Source organism: Rhodanobacter sp. UC4437_H4 (genome assembly GCF_052978425.1).
Map to the genome: position 1 here is coordinate 418,819 of NZ_CM129673.1, position 24,811 is coordinate 443,629.

Genomic DNA, 24,811 nt, shown 5'->3' on the forward strand with positions numbered 1-24,811 from the left:
GCCCAACAAGCTAGCGGAGACGATCCGAATGTTCAGCAAGGATCTGGAAGTCACCATCGGCCACTGCTACAAGCAGGCCCGCGAACAGCGTCATGAGTTCATGACGGTGGAACACCTGCTGCTGGCGCTGACGGAGAACCAGTCGGCGCTCGGCGCACTGCGCGCCTGCGGCGTCGACCTGCCGCGCATGGCCGGCGAGCTGACCCGCATCATCGGCGAGACGGTGCCGGTGCTGCCGCCGGGCGACGAGCGCGACACTCAGCCCACGCTGGGCTTCCAGCGGGTGCTGCAGCGCGCCGTCTACCACGTGCAGTCGTCCGGCCGAAAGGAGGTTACCGGCGCCAACGTGCTGGTGGCGATCTTCGGCGAGAAAGACTCGCATGCGGTGTTCTTCATGCACCAGCAGGAGATCACCCGGCTCGACGTGGTCAACTACATCTCGCACGGCATCGCCAAGATCGGCGACGAGCCGGCCGCCGGCGTGTCCGGCGGCGAGCGCGAGGGCGAGGAGGGCGGCGAGCCCAAGGGCAACCCGCTGCACGAGTTCGCCAGCAACCTCAACGAACTGGCGCTGGAAGGCAAGATCGACCCGCTGATCGGGCGCGCCGACGAGATCGAGCGCACCATCCAGGTGCTCTGCCGCCGGCGCAAGAACAATCCGCTGTATGTCGGCGAGGCCGGCGTGGGCAAGACTGCGCTGGCCGAGGGCCTGGCCAAGCGCATCGTCGACGGCGAAGTGCCCGAGGTGCTGGAGAGCGCCACGATCTGGGCGCTGGATCTCGGTGCCCTGGTGGCCGGTACCAAGTACCGTGGCGATTTCGAGAAGCGCCTGAAGAGCGTGATCGCGCAGCTCAAGAAGCAGCCCGGTGCGATTCTGTTCATCGACGAGATCCACACGATCATCGGCGCCGGCTCCGCCTCGGGCGGCACCATGGATGCCTCGAACCTGATCAAGCCGATGCTGGCCTCGGGCGAACTGCGCTGCATCGGTTCGACCACGTTCCAGGAATACCGCGGCGTGTTCGAGAAGGACCGTGCGCTGGCCCGCCGCTTCCAGAAGATCGACGTGGTCGAACCGACCGTGGCCGACAGCGTGGAGATCCTCAAGGGCCTGCGTTCGCGCTTCGAGGAACACCACCATGTCGCCTACACCAACGACGCGCTGAAGGCGGCCGTCGACCTGTCGGTGAAGCACATCCCCGACCGGCTGCTGCCGGACAAGGCGATCGACGTGATCGACGAGGCCGGCGCACGCCAGCGACTGCTGCCGGAAGACAAGCGCACCGGTACCGTGGACGTCAGCGAAGTCGAGTACATCGTGGCCAAGATGGCGCGGATTCCGGAGAAGCAGGTCTCCGCCTCCGATCGCGACGTGCTGCGCAACCTCGAGCGCAACCTCAAGATGGTGGTGTTCGGGCAGGACCCGGCGATCGAGGCGCTGGCCGCGTCGATCAAGATGGCCCGCTCGGGCCTGGCCGACCCGTCCAAGCCGATCGGCTGCTTCCTGCTGGCCGGCCCCACCGGCGTGGGCAAGACCGAGGTGACCAAGCAGCTGGCGATGCAGCTCGGCATCGAGATGATCCGTTTCGACATGTCCGAGTACATGGAAGGGCATTCGGTGTCGCGGCTGGTCGGTGCGCCTCCGGGCTACGTCGGTTTCGACCAGGGCGGCCTGCTGACCGAGGCGGTGACCAAGCACCCGCACGCGGTGCTGCTGCTGGACGAGATCGAGAAGGCGCATCCGGACGTGTTCAACATCCTGCTGCAGGTGATGGACCGCGGGGTGCTGACCGACACCAATGGCCGCGAGGCGAACTTCAAGAACGTGGTGGTGGTGATGACCACCAACGCGGGCGCGGCGATCGCGGCACGGCGCAGCATGGGCTTCGTCGAGCAGAAGCACGAATCGGACGCGATGGAAGTGATCCGCCGCATCTTCACGCCGGAGTTCCGCAACCGGCTGGACGCGATCATCCAGTTCGCCGCGCTCGACTTCGAGCACATCCTGCGCGTGGTCGACAAGTTCCTGATCGAGCTGGAAAGCCAGCTGACCGAGAAGCGGGTGAGCCTGGACGTGGATGCCGACGCCCGCCGCTGGCTGGCCGAGCACGGCTTCGACCCGCAGATGGGCGCACGGCCGATGGCGCGGGTGATCCAGGAGAAGGTGAAGCGCGCGCTGGCCGACGAGCTGCTGTTCGGCAAGCTGGTCGACGGCGGCGTGGTCAAGCTGAGCGTGGCCGACGGCGAACTGAAGGTGGAGTGCAAGGCCGTCACCAAGCTCCCGGCCATCGTTGAGTAACGGCCCGCTGAGGGCTGGCTCCACAACGCAAAAGCGGCGCCATGCGCCGCTTTTGTCATATCGGTACGTCGATCCCGTCGGGGCCGCCTACTTCATGCGGTAGGTGATGCGTCCCTTGCTCAGGTCGTACGGGGTCATCTCGATCTTGACCTTGTCGCCCGTGAGGATACGGATGTAGTGCTTGCGCATGCGCCCGGAGATGTGCGCGATCACCACGTGACCGTTCTCCAGCTGCACGCGGAACATGGTGTTGGGCAGGGTCTCCTGGACCGTGCCTTCCATTTCGATGACGTCGTCTTTGGCCATATGTCCCGGGCTTCACGCGCAGCCGAGATGGCTGCGTAAGCCGTCGATTATGCCACGAATGGCGGCGTGGTTAAAGAATCATCAAGGCCGTCGCAAGTTCAGGCAAACAGCTCCTCCAGCTTGCGCCGGATCTCCTGTTCGATCATGCCGGTCAGCGGCGTCAGCATCATGCCCAGCCTCGCCTGCACGTCGATTGCCTCGCGCTCCACGGCAATGGAACCGGTGACACCGGGGCGCGAGAAACCCAGGGTGTCGCCTTGCCAGTCGCCGGCCAGGCCGAACTTCTCGTGCATGCGCGCGGCCACCTGCTCGACGCGGGCGCGGGCCTCGGCGATCGACAACTGGTGGGCGCGGCGAATATGGATGCTCGGCATGGCATGCTTCCGGCAAAGCGGCCATCTTACTGCGATGCAGGCGCATGGTAGAGTCTCGCGATTGATCGACCTGGCACGCCATGCGCATCGAATTTCCCAATGCCGCTCGCGAGGATTTCCGCTGGACGCAGGCGCGACTGTGCATCGGCAGCGACGCCGCCAATGACCTGGTGCTGGCCGCCGGCCAGGCGGCCGCGCGGCACGTTCGCATCGAGCAGGATCGTCGCGGCTGGGTGCTCCAGGTGCTGCCCTCGGCCGACCGCATCTACGTCAACGCCAGGCCCGTGCGCGAGCGTGCGCTGGTGCGTCCGGGCGACGTCGTCAGCATCGGCGATTGCCGCATGTTGCTGCGCGACGACGACGATCCCGCGCTGCGTGAGCCGCGCCAGGTCCCGGCGCACGAACGCTGCATCGTGGCGCTGCGCGCGGTCGCCGGACCGCTGTCCGGGCGGCTGCTGCCAGTGCAGGATGGGCTCGAGTTCGGTCCCGCCGGCCGTTGCCTGCCGGGCCTGCCGGCGGGCGAGGCGGTGGGCTTGCGCATCGGCTGGCAGGAGGGCCGGCTGATGCTGGAGTCGACCCTGCCCTCGGCGCGGCATCCGTTGCGGGTGAACGGCGTCGCGACCCAATGCGTGGCGCTGCAGGACGGCGACCAGATTGGCGTGGCGATGCACCGCTTCGTACTCGAGGCTCCCGGCATGGAACCCGAACCGGAACCGGTCGAATCCGCGCCGCGGGCGACGCCCTTGCCCGAGGCAGCGGCCGGGCCTTCCGGCGAGGTGTGGTGGCTGATCGCCACGGCTGCCGCGCTGGCGCTGGCCATCGCCTTGGTGCTGCTGGTGCGCTTCTGAGCACTGGTTGACGAAAGCATGTTGCGCCGCGGCATAATGCGGAACAACCTCGACGCCGCAGGAAACCCCGTGAGCAGAGTCTGGAATTTCAGTGCCGGTCCCGCCGCGCTGCCGCTGGCCGTGCTCGAACGTGCCCGCGACGAGCTGACCGACTGGCAGGGCAGCGGCGCTTCGGTGATGGAGCAGTCCCATCGCGGCAAGCGCTTCATCGCCATGGCCGCGCAGGCCGAAGCGGACTTGCGCGCGCTGGTGGGTATCCCTGCTGACCATGCCGTGCTGTTTCTGCAGGGCGGCGCGACGCAGCAGTTCGCCCAGATCCCCATGAACCTGGCGGGCGACGGGGAAAGCGCCGACTACATCGACAGCGGCCACTGGAGTGCCAAGGCGATCAGCGAGGCAGCGCCGTACGTGCGGGTCAACGTGGCCGCCAGCGCGAAGGCCGCCGGCTATCGGCAGCTGCCGCCGCGCGAAAGCTGGCAGCTCGATCCGCGCGCCGCCTATGTGCACTACACGCCGAACGAAACCATCCACGGCGTGGAGTTCCCCGACGTGCCCGAGACAGGCGAGGTGCCATTGGTCGCGGACATGTCCTCCAACATCCTGTCCGCGCCACTGGACGTGCGCCGATTCGGCCTGGTCTATGCCGGTGCGCAGAAGAACATCGGCCCGTCCGGACTGGTGCTGATGATCATCCGTCGCGACCTGCTCCAACGAGCGGGCCGGCCGATGGCGCGGATCTTCCGCTATGCCGACCATGCCGCGGCCGACTCGATGTTGAACACCCCGAACACCTGGGGCTGGTATCTTGCCGGGCTCACTTTCCAGTGGCTGCTGGCGCAGGGCGGGCTGGCCGCGATGGGTGCAGCCAACCGCGCCAAGGCCGACTTGCTGTACACGAGCATCGACGGCTCCGGCGGCTACTACCGCAATCCGGTGGAGCCGGCCGCGCGTTCGCGCATGAACGTGCCATTCACCCTGCATGACAGTGCGCTGGATGCGCCATTCCTGCAGGAGTCCGAGGCCGCCGGGCTGCTTGCGCTGAAGGGGCACAAGGCAGTGGGCGGGATGCGCGCATCGCTGTACAACGCCGTGCCGCTGGAGGCGGTCGAGGCGCTGGTCGCTTTCATGCGCGACTTCGCCACGCGCCATGGTTGAACATCATTCGCGGAGCATGGGATGCTCGCGTGCAAATGGACTTCTTTCCATCCAGACGGCCAAGGCATGAACGACCCCAAGACTCCGCTTAGCGAGATGCGCGAGCGCATCGACAGCATCGACCGGCAGATCCAGCAGCTCATCTCCGAGCGCGCCAACCATGCCCGCACGGTGGCGAAGGTGAAGGGCGAGGGGCTTTCGGCGATCGACTACTACCGCCCCGAGCGCGAGGCGCACGTGCTGCGCATGGTGGTGGACCGCAACCAGGGGCCGCTGTCCGATGCCGAGATGGTGCGCCTGTTCCGCGAGATCATGTCCTCCTGCCTGGCGCAGGAAGACCCGTTGAAGATCGGCTTCCTCGGCCCGGAGGGCACCTTCAGCGAACAGGCCGTGCGCAAGCATTTCGGCCATGCCGCCTACGGCCTGCCGCTGGGCAGCATCGAGGAAGTGTTCCAGGAGGTCGCCGCCGGGCACGCCGATTTCGGCGTGGTGCCGGTGGAGAACTCGGGGCAGGGCATGATCCAGGTGACGCTGGACATGTTCCTCACTTCCGAGGCCACCATCTGCGGCGAGATCGAGCTGCGCGTGCACCAGTGCCTGCACTCGCGCAGCGGCAGGCTGGAAGACGTGCATCGCATCTACGCACATGCTCAGTCGCTGCAGCAGTGCAAAACCTGGTTGCGCATCAACCTGCCCGACGTCGAGTGCATCGCGGTGTCGAGCAATGCCGAGGCGGCTCGGCTGGCGTTGCATGCCGATGATGTCGCGGCGATCGCCGGCGAAAGCGCAGGCAAGGTCTATCGGCTGAAGACGGTGGCGCAGGGCATCGAGGACCGCGCCGACAACACCACGCGCTTCCTGGTGATCGGCCGCACGCTGTTCCCGCCCTCGGGCAACGACCGCACCTCGCTGCTGGTCACGGTCAACGACAAGCCGGGCGCACTGTACGACGTGCTCAGCCCGTTCGCGAAGCACGGCATCAGCCTGAACCGGATCGAGTCGCGCCCGGCGCACACCGGCAAGTGGCAGTACGCATTCTTCATCGATGTGTCCGGCCACATTGACGACGATGCGCTGCAGGCCGCCGTGCGCGACATCGGCGAGTCGGCCGCGTCGATCCGCGTGCTCGGCTCCTACCCGGTGGCCTTGCCTTGAGCGCACGGCTGGACTGGCTCAGCGGCGCAGGTGGTCCCTTGCACGGCAGCATCGCCGTGCCGGGCGACAAGTCGATCTCGCATCGGGCGCTGATGCTGGCGGCCATCGCCGAGGGGCGTTCGCATATTCGCGGCTTTCTCGAGGGTGAGGACACGCGCGCCACGGCCGCGGTACTGGCCCAGCTCTGCGTGCGCATCGAAATTCCGACGGAGGGTGAACGCGTCATTCACGGCGTCGGCCTGCACGGCCTGCATGCCGCCACGCAGCCGCTGGACTGCGGCAATGCCGGTACCGGCATGCGTCTGCTCGCTGGCTTGCTCGCGGGGCAGGCGTTCGACAGCGTGCTGGTGGGCGATGCTTCGCTGTCGAAGCGACCGATGCGCCGGGTGACCGACCCGCTGGCGCGGATGGGCGCGCGCATCGACAGCCAGGACGGCCTGCCGCCCCTGCGGCTTCACGGCGGCAACACCCTGCGCGGCATCCGCTACGAGTTGCCGGTGGCCAGCGCCCAGGTGAAGTCCGCCCTGCTGCTGGCCGGCCTGTATGCACAAGGCACGAGCGAGATTCTCGAACCGCACCCGACCCGCGACTACACCGAACGCATGCTGGCCGCGTTCGGGTGGCCTATCGAGTTCACGCCGGGTCGTGTCCGGCTCGACGGTGGCCACGCCTTGCGTGCGGTCGACGTCGAGGTGCCGGCGGACTTCTCGTCGGCGGCATTCTTCCTGGTTGCCGCCAGCATCGTGCCGGGTTCGCAGCTGCGCCTGCCGGGGATAGGCCTCAATCCGCGCCGCACCGGCTTGCTGCAGGCACTGCGCCTGATGGGCGCGGACATCGTGGTGGAGCGGGAACGCGAGGCCGGCGGAGAGCCGGTGGGCGACCTGGTGGTCCGCCATGCGCCGTTGCATGGCATCGAGTTGCCCGTCGCGCTGGTGCCGGACATGATCGACGAACTCCCCATCCTGTTCATCGCTGCTGCCGCGGCGTCGGGACGCACGGTGGTCCGCGGCGCGGCCGAGTTGCGGGTGAAGGAATCCGACCGCATCGCCACCATGGCGGCGGGCATGCGCGCGCTGGATGTGGCGATCGAGGAGACCCCGGATGGCGCGGTCATCGACGGCGGCCCGATCGGCGCCGGCACGGTGGAAAGCCTCACCGACCATCGCATCGCGATGAGCTTCGCGGTGGCCGGCTTGCGCGCGACCGGGCCGGTGCGGATCAACGACTGCCGCCACGTGGCCACCTCGTTCCCCGGCTTCCGTGAGCTGGCCAACGGCTGCGGGTTTGCCCTGCGCGAGGCGTGCTGAACCTGGCGCGGCACTCGTTGTATCGTGATCGTCCGCGCCGGCGCGCACCCCAAGGATTGACCGATGTCGCTTTCCCCCTCGTTCATCGTGGCCATCCCGGCCCGGCATGGCTCGACCCGGCTGCCGGGCAAGCCCCTGCGTGACATCGGCGGGGTGCCGATGGTCGTGCGCGTGGCGCAGCGCGCACTGCAAGCCGGCGCCAGCTGCGTGGTGGTGGCGGTGGACGACGAGCGCATCGCCGAGGCGCTGGCCGGCCAGCGCGAGGTGCAGATCTGCATGACCCGCCGCGACCACGCCTCCGGCAGCGACCGGCTGGCCGAGTGCGCGGAGCAGCTTGGCTGGGCCGACGACAGCATCGTGGTCAACCTGCAAGGCGACGAACCGTTCGCGCCGGCCGCCGGCATCCGCGCCGTCGCCCAGGCGCTGGCCGGTGACGATGCGCCGGTGGCCACGCTGGCCACGCCGATCATCGACGCCGAGGAGCTGTTCGATCCTAACGTCGTGAAACTGGTGCGCACCGGCAACGGGCGCGCGCTGTATTTCAGCCGTGCGCCGATGCCGTGGGCGCGCGATGCGTTCGCGACGGACCGGCACGCGCTGCCGTCCGGCACTCCGTTCCTGCGCCACATCGGCATTTATGCCTATCGGGCCGGGTTCCTGCGTCGCTACACGCAGTTGTCGCGCACGCCGCTGGAACAGACCGAATCGCTGGAGCAGTTGCGCGTGCTCGAGCACGGCCACGCGATCGCGGTGCGGCTGACACCCGAGCCGTTTCCCCCGGGCATCGATACCGAGGCGGATCTGGAACGCGCCGAGCTGTGGTTGCGCTCACACCCGTGAGGCTCCATATCGGGAGCGTCGCCATGTGCTGCCGCTAGAATCCTCCCATGCAGTCCCCGCAACCGCCCCCCTTCGACGGCAAGGCCTTCGTACGCACGCTCGCCACTTCGCCGGGCGTCTACCGCCACTTCGACGCGGCCGGCGAGCTGCTCTACGTGGGCAAGGCCGGCAACCTGAAGAAGCGCGTCGGCAGCTATTTCCTGAAGCCGCCGACAGAGGCGCGCATCGCCGCGATGGTGGCGCAGATCGCCCGCGTCGAGATCACGGTGACGCGTACCGAGGGCGAGGCGCTGCTGCTGGAATCGCAGCTGATCAAGTCGCTCAAGCCGCGCTACAACATCCTGCTGCGCGACGACAAGAGCTATCCCTACATCTACCTCTCCAGCGGCGAGGACTATCCGCGGCTGGCCTTCCACCGCGGCGCAAAGAACCTGCCGGGTCGCTATTTCGGGCCGTACCCCAGCGCCCATGCGGTGCGCGAAAGCCTCAACCTGATGCAGAAGCTGTTCAAGGTGCGCCAGTGCGAGGACAGCTACTTCCGCAACCGCACGCGCCCGTGCCTGCTGTACCAGATCGGCCGCTGCAGTGCGCCGTGCGTGGGGCTGATCAGCGTCGAGGATTATCGCCAGGACGTGCGCCATGCCGAGATGTTCCTGGAGGGGCGCAGCAACGCGGTGATCGACGAACTGGCCACGGCGATGGAGCAGGCCAGCCAGTCGCTGCAGTTCGAGCGTGCCGCGAAACTGCGCGACCAGGTCGCCGCGCTGCGCCAGCTGCAGGCGCAGCACCACGTGCGCGGGGCCAGCGCCGACATGGACGTGCTCGCCTGTCGCATCGAGGCCGGCATGGCCTGCGTCAGCGTGCTGTTCTTCCGCAACGGCATCAGCCTGGGGACGCGGGATTTCTTCCCGCGGCTGCCGCTGGACGCCACGCCGGCGGACGTGCTGGCGCAGTTCATCGCGCAGTACTACCTGGACCGGCCGGTGCCGCGCGAGCTGATCCTCGGCATGGCGCTGCCCGACCAGGCCCTCCTCGCCGAGGTGCTGGGCCAGCACGCCGGTCATGTGGTGGAACTGAAGTCCAGCGTGCGCGGGGATCGTGCGCAGTTCCTGCAGATGGCCGAGCGCAATGCCCAAGCTTCGCTTACCGCGCGGCTGGCCAGCCGGCAGACGCTGGGCACGCGTTTCGACGATCTGCAGAAGGTGCTGGGGCTGGACAGCATGCCGCGCCGGATCGAATGTTTCGACATCAGCCACACCATGGGCGAGCTCACGGTAGCGTCGTGCGTGGTATTCGGCCCGGAAGGCCCCGAGAAATCGCACTACCGCCGCTTCAACATCGCCGGCATCACGCCCGGTGACGATTACGCGGCCATGCACCAGGCATTGACCCGACGCTTCCGCAAGGTGGCCGAAGGCGAGGGCGTGCGTCCCGACGTGCTGCTGATCGATGGCGGCAGCGGCCAGGTGGCACAGGCGCTGGAGGTGTTGTGCGACCTGGGTGTCGACGGTATCGAGGTGGTCGGCGTGGCCAAGGGGCCGGGCCGCCGCGCCGGCGAGGAAACCCTGGTGCTGGCGCGACATGAGGCGGGCAGCGTGGGCCGCGAGCTGCATCCCGGCTCGTCCTCGCCGGCGCTGCACCTGGTCGCAGCGGTGCGCGACGAGGCACATCGCTTTGCCATCAGCGGCCATCGCAAGCGGCGCGAGAAAGCGCGCGAGCGCAGCGTGCTGGAGGACATCCCGGGCATCGGGGCGCGGCGGAGGTCGTTGCTGCTGAAGGCCTTCGGCGGCATGCAGGGCGTGGAGGCAGCCGGCGTCGAGGAGTTGATGCAGGTGAAGGGCATCGACCGAAACCTGGCCGAGAAAATCTATGCCAGCCTGCATGGCTGAATGCCGGCAGGTACCATCACGTGGCAGCGGCATGCCGGCGTGCGAAACTGCAACAAATCCTCAGGACGAACCATGCGCATCAATTTGCCGACCTGGCTGACCCTTTTCCGCGTGGCATTGCTGCCGGTGATGGTCGTGGTGTTCTACTTGCCGTTCCGTGGCCACAACATCACGGCCGCCATCGTGTTCATCCTGGCCGCCATCACCGACTGGCTGGACGGCTATCTCGCCCGGCGGATGAAGCTCACCTCGGCGTTCGGCGCCTTTCTCGACCCGGTGGCGGACAAGTTGATGGTGGCGGTGACGTTGTTTCTGCTGGTGCAGTCGCATCCGAGCAGCGGCTGGTCCGGCATCCTGATGGCGGTGACCGCGGCGGTCATCGTCGGGCGCGAGATCAGCGTGTCGGCGCTACGCGAATGGATGGCCAAGATCGGCATGAGCGCCACCGTGAAAGTCGCCATGATCGGCAAGCTGAAGACCGTGATGCAGATGGTGGCGCTGGTGGTGCTCATCGTGCAGCACGAGAAGGAAGCCACGGCGCTGCGGCTGTATCACATCGGCGAAGGACTGCTGGTGATCGCCGGCATCCTGACCATCTGGTCCGGGCTGTACTACCTGCGCGCAGCCTGGCCGATGCTGCGCGACGACGCCTCGGGCAAACCGACTTGACGACACCGTTTCACGTATTAGAATGCGCGGCTCCGATGCGGGAATAGCTCAGTTGGTAGAGCACGACCTTGCCAAGGTCGGGGTCGCGAGTTCGAGTCTCGTTTCCCGCTCCAGATTTCGCCCGTGGCGACGCAAGGCCCTGACTCGTTCAGGGCCTTGTCGTTTCCGGCCATCAGCCATGGCGCAGGGACGCACGCGGGAGGGCCGGGCGCTATTCACAAGCGATCTGGTTCTGCTATCATTTGCGGCTCCGATGCGGGAATAGCTCAGTTGGTAGAGCACGACCTTGCCAAGGTCGGGGTCGCGAGTTCGAGTCTCGTTTCCCGCTCCAGGATTTGCACGGAACCCCGGATCGCCGGGGTTTTGTTTTCCGGGGAATATGCGATCATCTCCGTGTCACGATGATCGCGTGCATCAAGCAACGGCCTGGTGGCAGAGTGGTCATGCAGCGGACTGCAAATCCGCGTACGCCGGTTCGATTCCGACCTAGGCCTCCATTGCATCGCGGCTGTCACGGCAGCCCGACAAAAAGCCCGCCATCGGCGGGCTTTTTGCTGTCTGGCGGTGGCTGGTGCCCGGGGCGGGGGTCGAACCCGCATGGCCTTGCGGCCGAGGGATTTTAAGCCAGAGCATGGCATCCGCACCGTGCTAACGCTGGACTTGGATGAGGCTTGCTGTAGCAGGTTTTCCGCCAGACCAATGCCTTCGATCATATCCCGGTGCGCGATGCAAACCGCCCCGGTTCCCCTCCGCCTGGCTCCTAGCCGGCCCCTGGAATCGGGGCCTTTCAGGAGCACCTCATGGCAAAGATCAAACTCACCAAGTCCGTCGTTGACACGGCGCAGGCGCAAACCTGCGACGTGGAACTCCGGGATACGCTCGTTCCGGGCTTCTTGTGCAAGATAACACCAACGGGCCGCAAGGTCTTTATGGTTCAGTACCGCACGAACTCCGGCGTGCGGCGCAAGCCCGCCCTCGGCCAGTTCGGCGAGCTGACGGTCGAACAGGCCCGATCGCTGGCACAAGACTGGCTGGCCGAAGTCCGGCGCGGCGGCGACCCCGGACTCGACAAGGCCGAGGCCCGCAAGGCGCCGACGGTCAAGGAGCTGTGCGGCCGGTTCATGGACGACCACTCCAGGCCGCACAACAAGCCCAGCACGCAGGCCGGCTACCAGTACCAGATCGACAGCTTCGTCATCCCGGCCTTCGGCAGCAAGAAGGTTCACGAGGTCACACGCCACGACATCACCGCGCTGATGAAGCGCATGGAGAAGTCTCCGACGCAGGCCAATCGCGTGCTGTCGCTTGTCCGCAAGATGTTCAACCTGGCCGAGCTGTGGGGCTACCGGCCCGACGGCTCGAATCCCTGCCGCCACGTGCCCAAGTACCCGGAGAAAGGCTCGACCCGCCTCATCACCGACGAACAGATGGTCAAGCTGTTCGCCTATCTGGACAAGGCCGAGGCCGAGGAACTGGAGCATCCGATCCACCTGCTGGCTGTCCGGCTGCAATTCGAGTTCGCGGCCCGCATGTCGGAAATCCTGCTGTTGCAGTGGGATTGGCTCGACTTGCCCAATGGCCGGGTTGTCTGGCCGGACAGCAAGACGGGCGATATGTCGAAGCCGTTGAGCGAGGAAGCCCGTCGGCTGCTGACGAACGCACCTCGCTATGGCAAATCGCCCTACATCTGTCCAGCCATCAACGATCACGACAAACCACTCGGCCCCCATTCCTACTACCAGGCATGGCGCCGCATCCTTGATCGCGCCGGCGTACCGAAGGTCGGCACCCACGGCATCCGCCACCGCTCAGCGACCGACATTGCCAACTCCGGCATCCCGGTCAAGGTCGGCATGGCGCTGACAGCGCACAAGACCGTGGCGATGTTCATGCGCTACGTCCACACCGAGGACGACCCGGTACGTAAGGCGGCCGAATTGGTGGCCAGCCGGCGCAAGTCGGTCATCGGCATGCGCCAGGAGCCGAAAGAGGTGACCACATGACCAGTGGCCAGCGGTCAGCCCTGTCGGCCCAGATTGTCGTATCGCTGTCACGACAATCTGCCCAGCGACCCTCCCCGCCCGGGCATCGCGCGGGGGTCTGGAAAAGTGTACCCGTTTCGGGTATAGTTTGGAGGTCAAGATGAAGCGCGTTCTCAAGCGAAAGGACTTTGCGCGGTGGCAGGCAAGCGAGAAGCTGCCTGATGCCGCCTTGTGCAAAGCGGTTCAGGAGATGGAAAGCGGTCTGATTGAAGCGGACTTGGGCGGCTTCCTCTATAAGAAGCGGGTTGCACGCCCCGGCAGCGGCAAGAGCGGTGGTTACCGCACGCTGCTGTCGGCCCGCATCGGTAGCCGCTACGTGTTCCTGCATGGGTTCCCCAAGAGCGACAAGGCGAACATCACGCAAGACGAGAAGAAGGCGCTGCAGTTCGCCGGTAAGGTGTTTCTGGAACTGTCCGCGGAGGCTTTGTCGAAGGCGTTGCGGTCGGGCGCGTTATTGGAGGTGCATTGTGAGCAAGATCATTGAATCCCTGCGTGGCGACTTGGCTGCGCTCCACGAAGCGGGAGCGATCAGCAAGGTGACGATGCGCGAGTTCGACGCGATCTGTCCGCCGCCGGTGCGGCAACTCAGTGCTGCCGACATCAAACGTCTGCGCGAAGCCTTGAAGTTCAGCCAGCCGGTGTTTGCTCTTCATTTGCACACGTCGGCCTCGACCGTGCGCAAGTGGGAGCAAGGCGAAACCCATCCCACCGGGCCGACCCTCAAGCTGCTCAACGTCATCGCCGACAAGGGACTACAGGCAATTCTTTAAGCGAGCAAGCTGGCCAGTAGCCCCTACTGCACCAGCCACAAACCCGGTTACGATCTTCAAAACATGCAAAACCATGGAGGTGACAGATGGCAGACAAAAGGAATGTATTCATCAGCCATGTCCATAAGGACGATCATGGGCTCCAGAAGCTCAAGGATTTGTTGGCTCCGAAAGGTCTGGAGGTCCGGGATTCCTCGATCCATACAGGAAAGTTCAACAATGCCACTGATGAGCACTACATAAAGACGCAGATCCTTGCGCCTGCCATCAATTGGGCTGGGGTGTTCATTTGCTATGTCTCTCCCCAAACCAAGAACAGCGATTGGGTGAACTGGGAAATCGAATATGCGGCCAAACAGGGCAAGCGCATTGTTGGTGTTTGGGAGCATGGTGAGAAGGAATGCGACCTACCAGATGCGCTGAAAGAACATGCGGACGCCTTGGTTGGGTGGAACGGTGATTCAATCATTGACGCGATCAACGGGAAGGACTCGTGGGAAAAGCCTGACGGCGGTGCCTGCGACCCGGTTCCACTCAAGCGGCATCCCTGCTGATGACACGTATTCACTCCTATGTAGTGCGGTACGACAGTGGTTTTGCACCCAACCCCTTCTATAGCTACTGCACGCTCGCGACTTGCAAACCCAGTATCCGCAGAAGCGCTGACATCGGCGATTGGGTGGTCGGTAGTGGAAGCAATGATCGAAGTGTCCGACGCGGTGGGCATCTCGTGTATGCGATGCGGGTCACCGAAGCAATGACATTTGACGAGTATGGCCGAGACCCGCGGTTTGAATCCAAGAAGCCGTACCGCAATGGCAGCCGGAAGCAAAGTTGCGGGGACAACATCTACTTCAGGGCTGCGGCTGGGGTTGCTTGGCAGCAGCGAGACTCATTTCACTCCCGCCCCGATGGCTCGCTCAACCCTGACCATGTGGCCCGTGATACAGGCGTCAACAGGGTTTTGATCAGCAACGATTTCGTATATTTCGGGGGTGAGGGCCCTGCGTTTCCTGATGAATTGCAAGATCAGCAAGGTCGCCCTCTATGCAAAACGGGAATAGGCCTCACAGCCTTTGACGATGCGCAATTGGTTGGAAATCTTGAGCAATGGATTCGCAACTTGGCAGTGAGCGGCTACCAAGGCGCCCCATTCGAATGGCTGACTCTTCGCAGGTGACCGATGAAAAAGGAAGGCTCCCTCTTGCTCTCGGATTACGCTGCGGGAATTGCAGCCACAGACGTACTCAATCCGAACGACTTCAATCCGGTTCTCCAAGGGCTATATGGAGAAGTTGGCGGAATAATGGCCACGGCCAAAAAGCACGTTCGAGATAAATCAGCATACCCTGGCTACAAGAGAGCGGCGGAAGAAGAATTCGGCGACACTCTTTGGTACTTGGCTGCAATCTGCAGGCGCCTGAATATCCCTCTTGAGGATATCTTCGGGGAAGCCGCCAACCACGGAAATTTTAAGAATGTTGGCGCTGCAAGTGATATCGCTGAAGGTGCATTGGCCTATATCGCAGTGCCTATTGCGGCGACTGCATCGTTAGATGCCACCCTGGCACGTTTGGGGCAGTCAGCAGCAGCCCTAATGGGAAGCACCCCTGCGCGCACTGATTTGGTCGCGTTCGCGCGGGCTTACCTGGATGCAATCCATGCGGCCGAACTAGCATTTTCGGAAGTGGCTCGCGCCAACCTTCGGAAAGCGCGCGGCGCGTTCTTGGAACCACAAGCAGATGATCTGGTTGACCTTGATTTCGACAGTAAATTTGGAATCGAGGAACAGCTACCCAGAGAATTCAGAATCCGAGTCAATCAACGAGGCAGTGGTAAGAGTTATCTCCAATGGAATGGCGTATTCATTGGAGATCCCTTAACCGACAACATTGCCGACCGCGATGGTTACCGGTTCCATGACGTCTTCCATTTTGCGAATGCGGCGATCCTGCACTGGTCACCCGTGATGCGGGCATTGATCAAACACAAACGAAAGAGCAATCCGAAATTCGATGAAGAGCAGGACAGCGGTCGAGCCATCGTCGTTGAAGAAGGGGTTTCAGCTTGGATTTTCTCAAGAGCCAAAGAATTGAATTTCTTCGAGAACCAGGAAAAGGTCTCACTCGGAATTCTCAAGACCATCGGCGAGTTCGTGAGTGGTTACGAGGTAGAGAAGTGCCCACTGAAGCTCTGGGAAAAGGCCATCTTGGAAGGGTATGCGGTCTTCCGACAGCTTAAGGAAAATCAAGGCGGCTGGATCATTGGAAACCGAGAACAACGCACCATCAAATACATGCCACTTGAGTCTGAAAAATGAACATCCACCCATTCGTTGAGGCAGTTGCTTCGCTGCAATTCGAAGACTGCTTCAATCCGTATTCGGATCGATGTGAAGTCCATGATCGGCGCGATGCGCCGCGTCGCCGTGCTGCAGCACTTTCCGCCATGTTGCGTCGTGCAACAGAGGAGCCTGTAGATGCGATCTGGATCGGGAGAGACCTCGGATATCGCGGAGGGCGCCGCACTGGGCTAGCCCTGACTGACGACGTTCACATGAGCCAGCACGCCAAGCGCTGGAATCTCGATCTGATCGCTGAGCGGCCGACGATAGGAAGTGCTGTAGCTGAACGAACCGCGGCGGTCATATGGGGCATGCTAGAACACATTGATGCTCGCATCTTCCTCTGGAATGTCTTTCCCCTTCATCCGCATGAATCTGGAGATCCATTCACCAACCGCCAGCACAACGCGCACGAAAGACGCGCCGGCGAAGAACTGCTCCAACAACTCATTGTCTTGCTGAAGCCTTCTCGCATCGTTGCCATCGGCAATGATGCCACCGCTGCGGCCCATCGCATCACGGATTCTGTACCGGTAATTTGCGTGAGGCACCCTAGCTACGGAGGACAGACACAGTTCCAGACGCAAATCTCGGAACTCTATGGGCAACCAATGAGTACCGGATCGTTGTTTTGACGAGATGTTCTGACTTCTAGCGAGCGGCGATCGCTGCTTCGATCCAACTCGACAGGCTGTCGCTGATGGAGGTATAGACCGCGCTACTGGTGCCTCCCGGCGGATCGTAGACGCGGACGACGGAGGATAGCTTTCTACCGTCGTTCAAGGTAAATGAGTCGAACGGATTGGCCCCTGCCACTGATGGTTGCTGGTTGTGGTCCAAGAGCTTGTGGACACGTATCCCCAGGAGTCCCTTTCCGCTGTTCCATGACTGCTCAATCTCATATCGAATCCAGGGGCGATTTGCCGTTTCCGCACCAACCAAAACAATTGTGCATGTCCGCCCTTGCAATTGATCGTCAATCCAGCGCTTGATCGCGGTATCACCGCCTCGCTTCACTTCTTCCCATTTATTATCGCTTGCTGACGGGTTGCCCTCTACAACCCCAATATTGCGTATCTTGGATGCGCGCCAACTGTCGCGTTGATAATGAAAGCTGTAGAAAACTTTCCGTGGCATGAATAATCCTCGGTTGATTTTTTAGAGCACGGGATCGGGAAACGAACTGACTCTACTTGCCAGCCAAGGGCACCGCCAGATGCTCATGGAAGAGCTGAGCAAAGTCCACATCGACAAGCGCTTCCCCGGTGAAATAGCTATGGTCCTTGGCGAGATTCAGCGCCGCTCCGCCTGGCGAGGACACCGGGAGCACCTTGGCTGCAGGATGGAAGCGCCTGAAAAGCTCATGTTCAGCTTCTACCCCATCCATTCCACCAATAAACACAGCAGCGCTTAAGTCCTCACGCGAGAGCATCTGTTCGCGCATGACAAGCAAGCTTGCCGCCCTGTCATTAGGGACTGCATCGGTGAAGACTACATTTTGGAAATGCTTGTTCTCTTCAGGGAAGATTTCTGCAAAGAACGTGCTCTGATACAAGACAACAGACTGCGAGTAGTCGACCCCCAAGTCTTCACTTATGCTCCAAATCATCGGGGTAATCGCAGGATGCCCACCCCACACGATCTTGTGCTGGCGAATGACTGCTATGACCAGTTCTCTCACCGCACATTGGATAAGAAATGGATCGGCGGTTTCGTGGTAAGTGCCACGCCCTACAAGTGGCACGCTGGCCGAGAGGAAGATTGCACTCATGGCTACGCCTCCCAGTCCGCGAATTGCCAACCCGCCTCGCTGGCTTTAACCCACCTAGCGGAGTGAATGTGCTGTCCTAACCAGTCCAGATGGCCCAGCCACCTGGGATGCAGACCTACGTGATCGTAGACCACGGCAACGGATTGTTCCGGTGAGTTCGTAGACGCATCGTGCAGCGTAGTTGACGTGGGAACACCGACCGTTGGATAAACAACTACATTCCGCCCATCGGGCAGTTGGACATATACAGCTCTATTGGCGCCCACTCCGACGACTTGGCCGCCGATTGTTTGAATGGCATTGCGCAGATTGCTTACGAGGTTGACAGAGCGAACCGCGTGACTCTGGCTGCGAACTTCCTCCAGTTGAAGACAAATGCGATCCACCGCACCGTCTGCGATGCGTCCGGTCGTCGGATCGACTTCTTCAGGTAACAGTTCCGCCCGACTGGCCGTTGCCGTGCGCGCAGAAGGCGTTGTGTCAGGCCAACCGACCCGCAAGACGCTGATGCCTTTGGCCAAAGCGCGTCCGAACTCAGCACTCGTCCAACGGCTTTCAAAATATCCTGGCGTGTCGAGCATCAGCAGGACATCCGAGTCACAAAGCCGGTGCCATAGCATTGTCTGGAAATCTTCTGCAGGTGGAATACCATGTGTATCGAGAAATACATCAAATAGCCGAGCAGACAGCGCATCGAATAGCTGCAAGGCTGCTTCCCTAGCCTCGCCCCGACGATAGCTTACGAACACCCGGCGCTGTCGAGGAAGGAGCCCAGCACACTCCAGCAAAGCAGACGCGACACGTTGCGGCCCACCTGCGGCGTATGCTAAGCAGTTGAGCGGCTGCAGCAATGCGGGGATTTCTGCACTGACTCGATTGACGTCAGAGGCGACCGGGAGCAATGGGATGCCTCGCGCCAGCAGTCTTGCCACATTGGCAAGAGGAGGCTCATGACCTCCGAAAAATGCCGCAGCAGACGATCGCTGTTGGTCTGGATTGAATTCATCGGGACAAACCTCCCATCCAATCTCATGCCCCAACCGCAAATTGAACATGCCGACAGCCTTTCCGATGACTTCTTCAAGTTCGGAAATTTGAACTGCAGTTGGTGTTCCAAGCAGGGCAAGTTGATATAGGGCTGGCATGCCGTTCCTTGCAATGGCAGTGTTCTAACCAAGCGAGACCCAATACGGGAATCTGTTGTTTCTAAAGATACCCGATTTTGGGGCGTCCCCGAATGGGCCGCGCTGTCGTACTTCGCATCGAGCCACCGTTGGCGTCTCGCCCCTACGGGCGTCCATCGCTGACGCCTCCGGCCTGGACAGGCCTGCGCGCTCCGCTTGCCAGAGTTCATGCGTCGCATGGAGACGGTCTTGCTGTCCCTACACCGTACCACGGCGTTCTCGCCGTCAAGGGCCTCGCGCCTTCGGCGCTTGCGGCCGTGGCCGTCTTCGACCCTGTGACAGCTTGCGCTGCGCCGTGCTGGGCCCGGTTGCCCCGCGATCCTCGATCACAAGAAGCCGTTAAGCCTCCACTCCTACTATCAGGCGTGGCGGCGCATCCTTGACCGTGCCGGTGTGCCGAAGGTCGGCACCCACGGCATCCGCCACCGCTCGGCGACGGACATTGCCAATTCGGGCGTGCCGCTCAAGGTCGGCATGGCGCTGACAGCGCACAAGACCGTGGCTATGTTCATGCGCTACGTCCACACCGAGGACAATCCTGTGCGCCAGGCGGCCGAGCTGGTGGCGACCCCCGGCGCCAGACCATCACGAAGGCGCGGCAGCGCCAGCCCCAGGAGGCCACGACATGAGCGCCCGGATGCCCAAAGCAGTAAAAGGTGCCGCCCCTGCCTGCCGGCTACGCCGGCATCCACGACGGCATGACGGCCAGCTATTGAGAGATTGGCCGCCGCATCGTGGAGGCCGAGCAACAGGGCAAGCGTCGCGCGGGATATGGCGAACAGTTGATTGCCCGGCTGTCCGCCGACCTGACCGTGCGCTTCGGTCGCGGGTTCAGCCCGGACAATCTGGAGAACATGCGGCGGTTCTTCGCCGCATACCCCCGGCCTGTGATTTCCGAGGCACTGTCTCGGAAATCGGGGAACGGGCTGCCCGCCGAGAAATCCGAGACAGTGTCCTCGGAAATTCGCCCTTCTGCACTACAGATGGATCGACCGCCTAAGCAACGCCGCGCTGGCAGGACACAAGTTCGCAGCCTGCCGCGTCGCCGGTACTGAAGCCGGTGCGCTTGTACGCTCCATCGGCTTGAAGCCCGCGCGCTCGAAGAACGGCGCGGCCGTCGTGGTCAGCAACCAGGCTTCGCGCCCCCCTTCGTCGAAGGCGCGGCGCAGCAGCAGCGCGAGCATGCCGCCGCCGATGCCGCGATGGCGCGCTTGCGGCAGTACCACCAAGGAGCGCACCAGCACGTTCTGGCCCATGCGCTCGAAGCCACCAAAGCCCACGCGCTCCCCTGACACCGTGACATAGGCGAAGAATCGGCGTCCCGGCTCGGTCAAGTCATCCGTGGGAAGCCCGGCCCCCTGCAGCGCCAGGGCAAGGTCGGGATCGCCGCCGGCGATTGGCGCGTCTATGAGGAGCAGCGTGCCGTCCTCTTTGCGGATCTCGCCTGCCTGCCGCTGCGGCAACAGCTCGACCACAATGTCCGAAGGACGGCACAGCCGCACACCCAGCGCAGACACCACGATGGGCCGATTGATGAGGATCGGGTGCGCCAGCATCTGGTCGATCAACTGGTCGTCGCTCCAATGCATGGCGTCCAGGCCCAATTCCTTGTAGGGCGTGCCCTTGACGCGCAGCACATCCCGCACGCGCATGCCCATCCGCGCGATCAGTGCCTTCAGGATTTCCCGGTCAGGCGGCGCTTTCAGGTACTCGATGATCGTGGGCTCGATGCCGCTTGCACGGATCAGTGCCAGCGTGTTGCGCGACGTGCCGCAATCCGGGTTGTGATAGATCGTGACGATACTCATGCCGGATGTCTCGCTGCGTTGCGCGGGGCCTGTTCGTACCAGCCACGAGATCGGTTGACCAGGCGCACGACCAGCAGCATCACCGGCACCTCGATCAGCACGCCGACCACGGTGGCCAGCGCAGCGCCGGAGTGGAAGCCGAACAGGCTGATGGCCGCTGCCACGGCCAACTCGAAGAAGTTGCTCGCGCCGATCAGCGCCGAGGGGCCGGCAATGCTGTGCTTCTCGCCCACCTTGCGGTTGAGCCAGTAGGCCAGGCCGGAATTGAAGAACACCTGGATAAGGATCGGCACCGCCAGCATGGCGATCACCAGCGGCTGCTGCAGGATGGCTTGGCCCTGGAAGGCGAACAGCAGCACCAGCGTCAGCAGCAGCGCCGCGATCGACAGTGGACCGATGCGCGCCAGCGCGCGGTCGAACGCCGCCTGGCCCTGACGCAGCAGCGCTCGGCGCCACACCTGCGCGATGATGACCGGGATGACGATGTAGAGCACCACCGAGGTCAGCAGCGTGTCCCAGGGCACGATGATGGCCGACAACCCGAGCAGCAGCCCGACGAGGGGCGCAAAGGCGAAGACCATGATGGTGTCGTTCAGCGCCACCTGCGACAGAGTGAACATCGGATCGCCGCCGGTCAGCCGGCTCCAGACGAACACCATCGCCGTGCAAGGTGCGGCGGCCAGCAGGATCAGGCCGGCGACGTAGCTGTCGAGCTGGTCGGCCGGAAGCCAGTCGGCGAAGACCTGGCGGATGAACAGCCAGGCCAGCAGCGCCATCGAGAACGGCTTGACGGCCCAGTTGACGAACAGCGTCACGCCGATGCCGCGCCAGTGCTGGCGCACCTGGCCGAGTGCGCCGAAGTCCACCTTGAGCAACATCGGGATCACCATGATCCAGATCAGCAGGCCGACCGGCAGATTGACCTGGGCCACTTCCATGCGGCCGACGGCCTGGAACGCGCCGGGCGCGAGCTGGCCCAGGGCGATGCCCGCGACGATGCACAGCAGCACCCACACGGTCAGGTAGCGCTCGAAGACGCTCATGGCGGGCGCCGCCGGCGCGCGGCCGGCGGTATCGGCTCCTGCGGTCATCGTGCTGGCCTCACTGGCGGCCAATGTCGCGCAGCTCGCGCTGCAAGGACATGGCATCGAGACTTTTCAGGGGCAGCGACAGGAACAGCTCGATGCGCCGGCGCAGCGTGATCGCGGCGTCCGTGAACGCTTTGCGCTGCTGTTCCTCCGTGCCTTCGACGGCCGCTGGGTCGGGCACGCCCCAATGGGCCGATACCGGCTCGCCCGGCCACAGCGGGCACGCCTCACCGGCGGCGTTGTCGCAGACGGTGAAGATGAAATCGAACACCGGCGCATCCGGCGCCACGAACTCGTCCCAGCTCTTGCTGCGGTAGCCGGTCGCCGGCAGATGCAGGCGCTCCAGCGTGGCGAGCGCCAGCGGATGGACTTCGCCCTTGGGATGGCTGCCCGCCGACCAGGCGTGAAACCGGCCCTTGCCCAGCTCGTTGAGGATGCCTTCGGCGAGGATCGAACGCGCCGAATTGCCCGTGCAGATGAACAGCGCGTTGTAGGTGGCTTCAGTCGTCATGCGTGCCTCGCGTCAGCAGCAAGATGCAGCGGGCTTCGCGGCGCGGCCATCGCTTGGCGCGCAGCACGCCGCAGCGGCGCCGCTTGCGGGCTGGGATGCTTCGTTGAAGACGGGGATGTTGCCCAGCGTGTGGAAATGCTCCCAGGCCACACCTTGCGGGTCGGTGATCCAGTGCTTCTCGCTGCGCGCGTAGCAGCAGGTCGTGGTGCCTTCGTCGAGCAGTGCCATGTCGGCGGCCTGCGCGCGGGCCTTCAGGCCAGCCAGTTCCTCGGCATCGTCGGTCTGGATGCCCAGGTGGTCGATGCCCGGCTTGCCGCTGCGCGTGGAGATGGCGAAGTTGACCGGCGGGTCTTCGAGCATCCACTTCGCGTAGTCGCTCTCGGTGCGCGCGGGCTGCGCGGCGAACAGTTGGGAATAGAAGCCGATGCTGCGGTTCAGGTCATCGACGTTCAGGTGGACGTGGAAGCGTTTCATGGGAAGTCCTTTCAGCAGGTGGTGCAGATGGCGGAAGACGGGCTGACCTCGCACACGCCGCCCTGGCAGCAGTGCTCGGTCAGGTAGCCGATCAGGCCGTTCATGCGGCTGTACTCGGCGCGGTAGATCAGGTTGCGGCCCTGCTGCTCGATCGTGACGAGGCCGGCGTGCGCCAGCTCCTTCAGATGGAAGGACAGGGTGTTGCGGGCCACGTCGAGCTGGTCGGCCAGGATGCTGGGCGTCAAACCCTCGGGGCCGGCGACGACCAGGGCGCGGAACACGCGCAGACGCTGGGCATGGGCCAAGGCACTCAGGGCGGAAACAGCTTGGGTCTCGTTCATTATTCGATAATACAACATTTATTGAATCATTGTGCAAGTCATCAGTAGGCAGAACTGCATGGCGTCCCGGCGTCCCGGCGTCCCGGCGTCCCGGCGTACCGGCGTACCGGCGTACCGCCGTCGGGCTCGCGGGCTGCGCCCCGCGCTTCGTGCCGAATCGCGGCCATCCGGCTTGATCCCTGACGCCTCCGGCCCTTGAGGGCCTGCGCGCTCCGCTTGCCCCAAAAGCCGACTGTGTGCAGTGGGCGGGGTGTGGGCGGTCTTGCTGTTCCCTTCACCGTATCACGGCGTTCTCGCCGTCAAGGGCGGCGCGCGCTTGTGCGCGCTTGCGTCCTGGCGGCCGTCTGCGACCCCTGACTGCTTGCGCTGCGCCGTGCTGGCCACGGTTCCGGGCAATTCCGCCCGAGCAACCGGAGCACGATCATGTCGCAACTGTCCTTTTCCTCGTTCGATGCCTCGCTGATGGTGCGTGACGCACAGGGCCGCTACCTGCTGGCGACGGCAGACCAGATTTTGGAGGCCGCGCGCCACGCCATCGAGCAGAAGATGCAGCGTGGTGCCTCGTTCAGTTCGCCGGCGGCAGTCAAGGAGTACCTGCGCGCCAAGCTGGCTGGCTTCGAGCACGAAGTGTTCGCGGTGCTGTTCCTCGATACGCAGCATCGCCTGATCGAGTACGCGGAGATGTTCCGCGGCACCATCGACAGCGCATCGGTGTATCCGCGCGAGCTGGTCAAGGAGGCGCTCCGGCTCAACGCGGCGGCGGTCATCGTTTCGCACAACCACCCGAGCGGCAATCCAGAGCCGAGTGGCGCTGACAAGGCACTGACCCAGCGGCTCAAGGAGGCGCTGGCGCTGGTGGATGTCCGCACGCTGGATCACATCATCGTGGCGGGCGACAGCACTACGTCCTTCGCCGAACGCGGCCTGATCTGACCAAGGGGGCTTCGGCCCCCTTTTTGCTGTGCCCGGTGGGCAACTCCGGCCCTCGCGGGCCTGCGCGTGCTACGTACTTTGCCGAAAGCCGGTGTGCTTGGGGGGTGCGAGGGAGGCGGTCTTGCTGTTCCTTCATCGTGCCACGGCGTTCTCGCCGTCAAGGGCAGCGCGCCGTTGGCGCTTGCGTCCTGGCGGCCGTCGTTGACCCCTGACTGCTTGCGCTGCGCCGTGCCCCGGAAGGGTCGGGCAATTCCGCCCGGCAACCTTTCAGGAGTTCACCATGAACAACGCACTCATCACCGACGAGCAGCACATCATGCTGCTGGCCAACGGCCGCGAATCCTTGGAGAACCCGGACTTCGATCCGGCGCCCGTGGTCAAGCTGTTCACGCCAGATGCCGGCGCGACCTGGCTGCTGACCGAGATTGATCCCGATGACCACGACCACGCCTTCGGTCTTTGCGACCTGGGCCTGGGAATGCCGGAAATCGGCTGGGTCAGTTTGGGCGAGCTGGCGACGGTGCGCGGCGGGCTGGGCCTGCTGATCGAGCGCGATTTGTCCTTCCGCGCCGAGAAGCGGTTGAGCGCCTACGCGCGCGATGCGCGGCTGGCGGGAAGGGTCATCGTGTGACCTCGCAAGCGCGTCGCCCTTCGGGGTGACGCGCTTTCTTTTCTTTTTGCGGCGCCTGCATCAGCAGCAAAT

General features: G+C 63.9%; 29 protein-coding genes, 3 tRNA genes and 1 pseudogene. 22 read left to right on the top strand and 11 right to left on the bottom strand.

What is annotated here, in order from left to right; genetic code table 11:
- The first annotated feature begins 28 nt into the window (after window positions 1-28).
- On the top strand, window positions 29-2,299 hold the full coding sequence (gene clpA, locus ACVCL3_RS02140; RefSeq protein ID WP_447098858.1) for an ATP-dependent Clp protease ATP-binding subunit ClpA: 2,271 nt from the start codon (window positions 29-31) through the stop codon (window positions 2,297-2,299).
- An 87-nt stretch (window positions 2,300-2,386) separates the two neighbouring features.
- Here clpA and infA read toward each other — a convergent pair whose 3' ends face one another.
- Together infA and ACVCL3_RS02150 are read right to left on the bottom strand one after the other, a co-directional pair.
- Window positions 2,387-2,605: a translation initiation factor IF-1 gene (gene infA, locus ACVCL3_RS02145; RefSeq protein WP_007081871.1), complete on the bottom strand. Its 219-nt coding sequence runs from the start codon at window positions 2,603-2,605 to the stop codon at window positions 2,387-2,389.
- Between the two features lie 98 nt (window positions 2,606-2,703).
- The gene (locus tag ACVCL3_RS02150) at window positions 2,704-2,979 is read right to left on the bottom strand and encodes a polyhydroxyalkanoic acid system family protein (RefSeq protein ID WP_395118562.1); all 276 of its coding nucleotides are present in this window, start codon (window positions 2,977-2,979) and stop codon (window positions 2,704-2,706) included.
- Between the two features lie 80 nt (window positions 2,980-3,059).
- Between ACVCL3_RS02150 and ACVCL3_RS02155 the strand changes: the two genes are divergently transcribed.
- The 17 genes from ACVCL3_RS02155 (at window position 3,060) to ACVCL3_RS02235 (ending at window position 16,633) form a co-directional block, all read left to right on the top strand.
- On the top strand, window positions 3,060-3,827 hold the full coding sequence (locus ACVCL3_RS02155; protein ID WP_447098859.1) for an FHA domain-containing protein: 768 nt from the start codon (window positions 3,060-3,062) through the stop codon (window positions 3,825-3,827).
- 69 nt (window positions 3,828-3,896) lie between these two features.
- The gene (gene serC, locus ACVCL3_RS02160; RefSeq protein ID WP_447100320.1) at window positions 3,897-4,982 is read left to right on the top strand and encodes a 3-phosphoserine/phosphohydroxythreonine transaminase; all 1,086 of its coding nucleotides are present in this window, start codon (window positions 3,897-3,899) and stop codon (window positions 4,980-4,982) included.
- Window positions 4,983-5,048: 66 nt separating this feature from the next.
- Window positions 5,049-6,137, top strand: a complete 1,089-nt coding sequence (gene pheA / locus ACVCL3_RS02165) for a prephenate dehydratase (protein WP_395118556.1) — start codon at window positions 5,049-5,051, stop codon at window positions 6,135-6,137.
- The gene (gene aroA, locus ACVCL3_RS02170) at window positions 6,134-7,444 is read left to right on the top strand and encodes a 3-phosphoshikimate 1-carboxyvinyltransferase (protein WP_447100321.1); all 1,311 of its coding nucleotides are present in this window, start codon (window positions 6,134-6,136) and stop codon (window positions 7,442-7,444) included. Before pheA ends, aroA begins: the two co-directional genes overlap by 4 nt.
- A gap of 63 nt (window positions 7,445-7,507) precedes the next feature.
- On the top strand, window positions 7,508-8,284 hold the full coding sequence (kdsB, locus tag ACVCL3_RS02175; protein WP_447100322.1) for a 3-deoxy-manno-octulosonate cytidylyltransferase: 777 nt from the start codon (window positions 7,508-7,510) through the stop codon (window positions 8,282-8,284).
- 47 nt (window positions 8,285-8,331) lie between these two features.
- Window positions 8,332-10,173, top strand: coding sequence for an excinuclease ABC subunit UvrC (gene uvrC, locus ACVCL3_RS02180; RefSeq protein ID WP_447100323.1), 1,842 nt, complete (start codon window positions 8,332-8,334; stop codon window positions 10,171-10,173).
- 72 nt (window positions 10,174-10,245) lie between these two features.
- Window positions 10,246-10,842, top strand: a complete 597-nt coding sequence (pgsA, locus tag ACVCL3_RS02185) for a CDP-diacylglycerol--glycerol-3-phosphate 3-phosphatidyltransferase (RefSeq protein WP_395118548.1) — start codon at window positions 10,246-10,248, stop codon at window positions 10,840-10,842.
- A gap of 37 nt (window positions 10,843-10,879) precedes the next feature.
- A tRNA-Gly gene (locus tag ACVCL3_RS02190) sits at window positions 10,880-10,955 on the top strand.
- A gap of 142 nt (window positions 10,956-11,097) precedes the next feature.
- Window positions 11,098-11,173: transfer RNA gene (locus ACVCL3_RS02195), tRNA-Gly, on the top strand.
- Window positions 11,174-11,265: 92 nt separating this feature from the next.
- Window positions 11,266-11,339 (top strand) — tRNA-Cys (locus ACVCL3_RS02200).
- Window positions 11,340-11,642: 303 nt separating this feature from the next.
- On the top strand, window positions 11,643-12,845 hold the full coding sequence (locus ACVCL3_RS02205; RefSeq protein ID WP_073665944.1) for a tyrosine-type recombinase/integrase: 1,203 nt from the start codon (window positions 11,643-11,645) through the stop codon (window positions 12,843-12,845).
- A gap of 139 nt (window positions 12,846-12,984) precedes the next feature.
- Window positions 12,985-13,368 (top strand): type II toxin-antitoxin system RelE/ParE family toxin, encoded by a 384-nt coding sequence (locus ACVCL3_RS02210; protein ID WP_043567059.1) that lies wholly within the window; start codon window positions 12,985-12,987, stop codon window positions 13,366-13,368.
- Entirely contained in the window at window positions 13,352-13,654 is a 303-nt protein-coding gene (locus ACVCL3_RS02215) for a helix-turn-helix domain-containing protein (protein ID WP_043567027.1), read from the top strand. The genes ACVCL3_RS02210 and ACVCL3_RS02215 overlap by 17 nt, the downstream gene beginning before the upstream one ends.
- 86 nt (window positions 13,655-13,740) lie before the next feature.
- On the top strand, window positions 13,741-14,208 hold the full coding sequence (locus tag ACVCL3_RS02220; RefSeq protein ID WP_043567025.1) for a TIR domain-containing protein: 468 nt from the start codon (window positions 13,741-13,743) through the stop codon (window positions 14,206-14,208).
- On the top strand, window positions 14,208-14,834 hold the full coding sequence (locus ACVCL3_RS02225; protein ID WP_015912899.1) for an Nmad2 family putative nucleotide modification protein: 627 nt from the start codon (window positions 14,208-14,210) through the stop codon (window positions 14,832-14,834). Before ACVCL3_RS02220 ends, ACVCL3_RS02225 begins: the two co-directional genes overlap by 1 nt.
- A 3-nt stretch (window positions 14,835-14,837) precedes the next feature.
- Window positions 14,838-15,974 carry a nucleoside triphosphate pyrophosphohydrolase family protein gene (locus tag ACVCL3_RS02230; protein WP_113931823.1) on the top strand — a complete coding sequence of 379 codons (1,137 nt, stop codon included), beginning with the start codon at window positions 14,838-14,840 and terminating at the stop codon, window positions 15,972-15,974.
- Window positions 15,971-16,633, top strand: coding sequence for a uracil-DNA glycosylase (locus ACVCL3_RS02235; RefSeq protein ID WP_306582524.1), 663 nt, complete (start codon window positions 15,971-15,973; stop codon window positions 16,631-16,633). The genes ACVCL3_RS02230 and ACVCL3_RS02235 overlap by 4 nt, the downstream gene beginning before the upstream one ends.
- 16 nt (window positions 16,634-16,649) lie before the next feature.
- Here the strand turns inward: ACVCL3_RS02235 and ACVCL3_RS02240 are convergent, their stop codons facing one another.
- The 3 genes from ACVCL3_RS02240 to ACVCL3_RS02250 are packed head-to-tail and all read right to left on the bottom strand — an operon-like array spanning window position 16,650 to window position 18,914.
- On the bottom strand, window positions 16,650-17,135 hold the full coding sequence (locus ACVCL3_RS02240; RefSeq protein WP_113931821.1) for a TIR domain-containing protein: 486 nt from the start codon (window positions 17,133-17,135) through the stop codon (window positions 16,650-16,652).
- A gap of 52 nt (window positions 17,136-17,187) precedes the next feature.
- Window positions 17,188-17,769: an SLOG domain-containing protein gene (locus tag ACVCL3_RS02245; RefSeq protein ID WP_113931820.1), complete on the bottom strand. Its 582-nt coding sequence runs from the start codon at window positions 17,767-17,769 to the stop codon at window positions 17,188-17,190.
- A gap of 2 nt (window positions 17,770-17,771) precedes the next feature.
- Window positions 17,772-18,914: a toll/interleukin-1 receptor domain-containing protein gene (locus ACVCL3_RS02250; RefSeq protein WP_015912904.1), complete on the bottom strand. Its 1,143-nt coding sequence runs from the start codon at window positions 18,912-18,914 to the stop codon at window positions 17,772-17,774.
- Window positions 18,915-19,328: 414 nt separating this feature from the next.
- Here ACVCL3_RS02250 and ACVCL3_RS02255 point away from each other — a divergent pair, with 414 nt between their 5' ends.
- Window positions 19,329-19,655, top strand: coding sequence for a tyrosine-type recombinase/integrase (locus ACVCL3_RS02255; protein ID WP_429866802.1), 327 nt, complete (start codon window positions 19,329-19,331; stop codon window positions 19,653-19,655).
- A 32-nt stretch (window positions 19,656-19,687) separates the two neighbouring features.
- Entirely contained in the window at window positions 19,688-20,008 is a 321-nt protein-coding gene (locus ACVCL3_RS02260; RefSeq protein ID WP_306582523.1) for a DUF1016 N-terminal domain-containing protein, read from the top strand.
- Here the strand turns inward: ACVCL3_RS02260 and ACVCL3_RS02265 are convergent.
- The 6 genes and pseudogenes from ACVCL3_RS02265 to ACVCL3_RS02290 all read right to left on the bottom strand — a co-directional run bounded on the left by ACVCL3_RS02265 (window position 19,931) and on the right by ACVCL3_RS02290 (window position 23,175).
- Window positions 19,931-20,287 carry a GNAT family N-acetyltransferase gene (locus ACVCL3_RS02265; protein ID WP_447107253.1) on the bottom strand — a complete coding sequence of 119 codons (357 nt, stop codon included), beginning with the start codon at window positions 20,285-20,287 and terminating at the stop codon, window positions 19,931-19,933. The two genes, ACVCL3_RS02260 and ACVCL3_RS02265, sit on opposite strands and share 78 nt — an antisense overlap.
- A 66-nt stretch (window positions 20,288-20,353) precedes the next feature.
- A pseudogene (arsC, locus tag ACVCL3_RS02270) lies at window positions 20,354-20,761 on the bottom strand (arsenate reductase (glutaredoxin)); the annotation flags it as partial.
- On the bottom strand, window positions 20,758-21,804 hold the full coding sequence (arsB, locus tag ACVCL3_RS02275) for an ACR3 family arsenite efflux transporter (protein WP_439652917.1): 1,047 nt from the start codon (window positions 21,802-21,804) through the stop codon (window positions 20,758-20,760). The gene arsB and the pseudogene arsC, both read right to left, overlap by 4 nt.
- 58 nt (window positions 21,805-21,862) lie before the next feature.
- Complete coding sequence (locus tag ACVCL3_RS02280) at window positions 21,863-22,360, bottom strand: arsenate reductase ArsC (RefSeq protein ID WP_043567008.1); 498 nt, start codon at window positions 22,358-22,360, stop codon at window positions 21,863-21,865.
- A 12-nt stretch (window positions 22,361-22,372) separates the two neighbouring features.
- A complete protein-coding gene (locus tag ACVCL3_RS02285) occupies window positions 22,373-22,834 on the bottom strand; it encodes an ArsI/CadI family heavy metal resistance metalloenzyme (RefSeq protein ID WP_447100324.1) in 462 nt (153 codons plus the stop codon).
- Between the two features lie 11 nt (window positions 22,835-22,845).
- A complete protein-coding gene (locus ACVCL3_RS02290) occupies window positions 22,846-23,175 on the bottom strand; it encodes an ArsR/SmtB family transcription factor (RefSeq protein WP_043567001.1) in 330 nt (109 codons plus the stop codon).
- Between the two features lie 423 nt (window positions 23,176-23,598).
- On the opposite strand from ACVCL3_RS02290, the gene radC reads away from it, so the two are divergent.
- The gene (gene radC / locus ACVCL3_RS02295; protein WP_113931818.1) at window positions 23,599-24,108 is read left to right on the top strand and encodes a RadC family protein; all 510 of its coding nucleotides are present in this window, start codon (window positions 23,599-23,601) and stop codon (window positions 24,106-24,108) included.
- Between the two features lie 280 nt (window positions 24,109-24,388).
- On the top strand, window positions 24,389-24,739 hold the full coding sequence (locus tag ACVCL3_RS02300) for a DUF2958 domain-containing protein (protein WP_113931817.1): 351 nt from the start codon (window positions 24,389-24,391) through the stop codon (window positions 24,737-24,739).
- Window positions 24,740-24,811 lie beyond the last annotated feature (72 nt).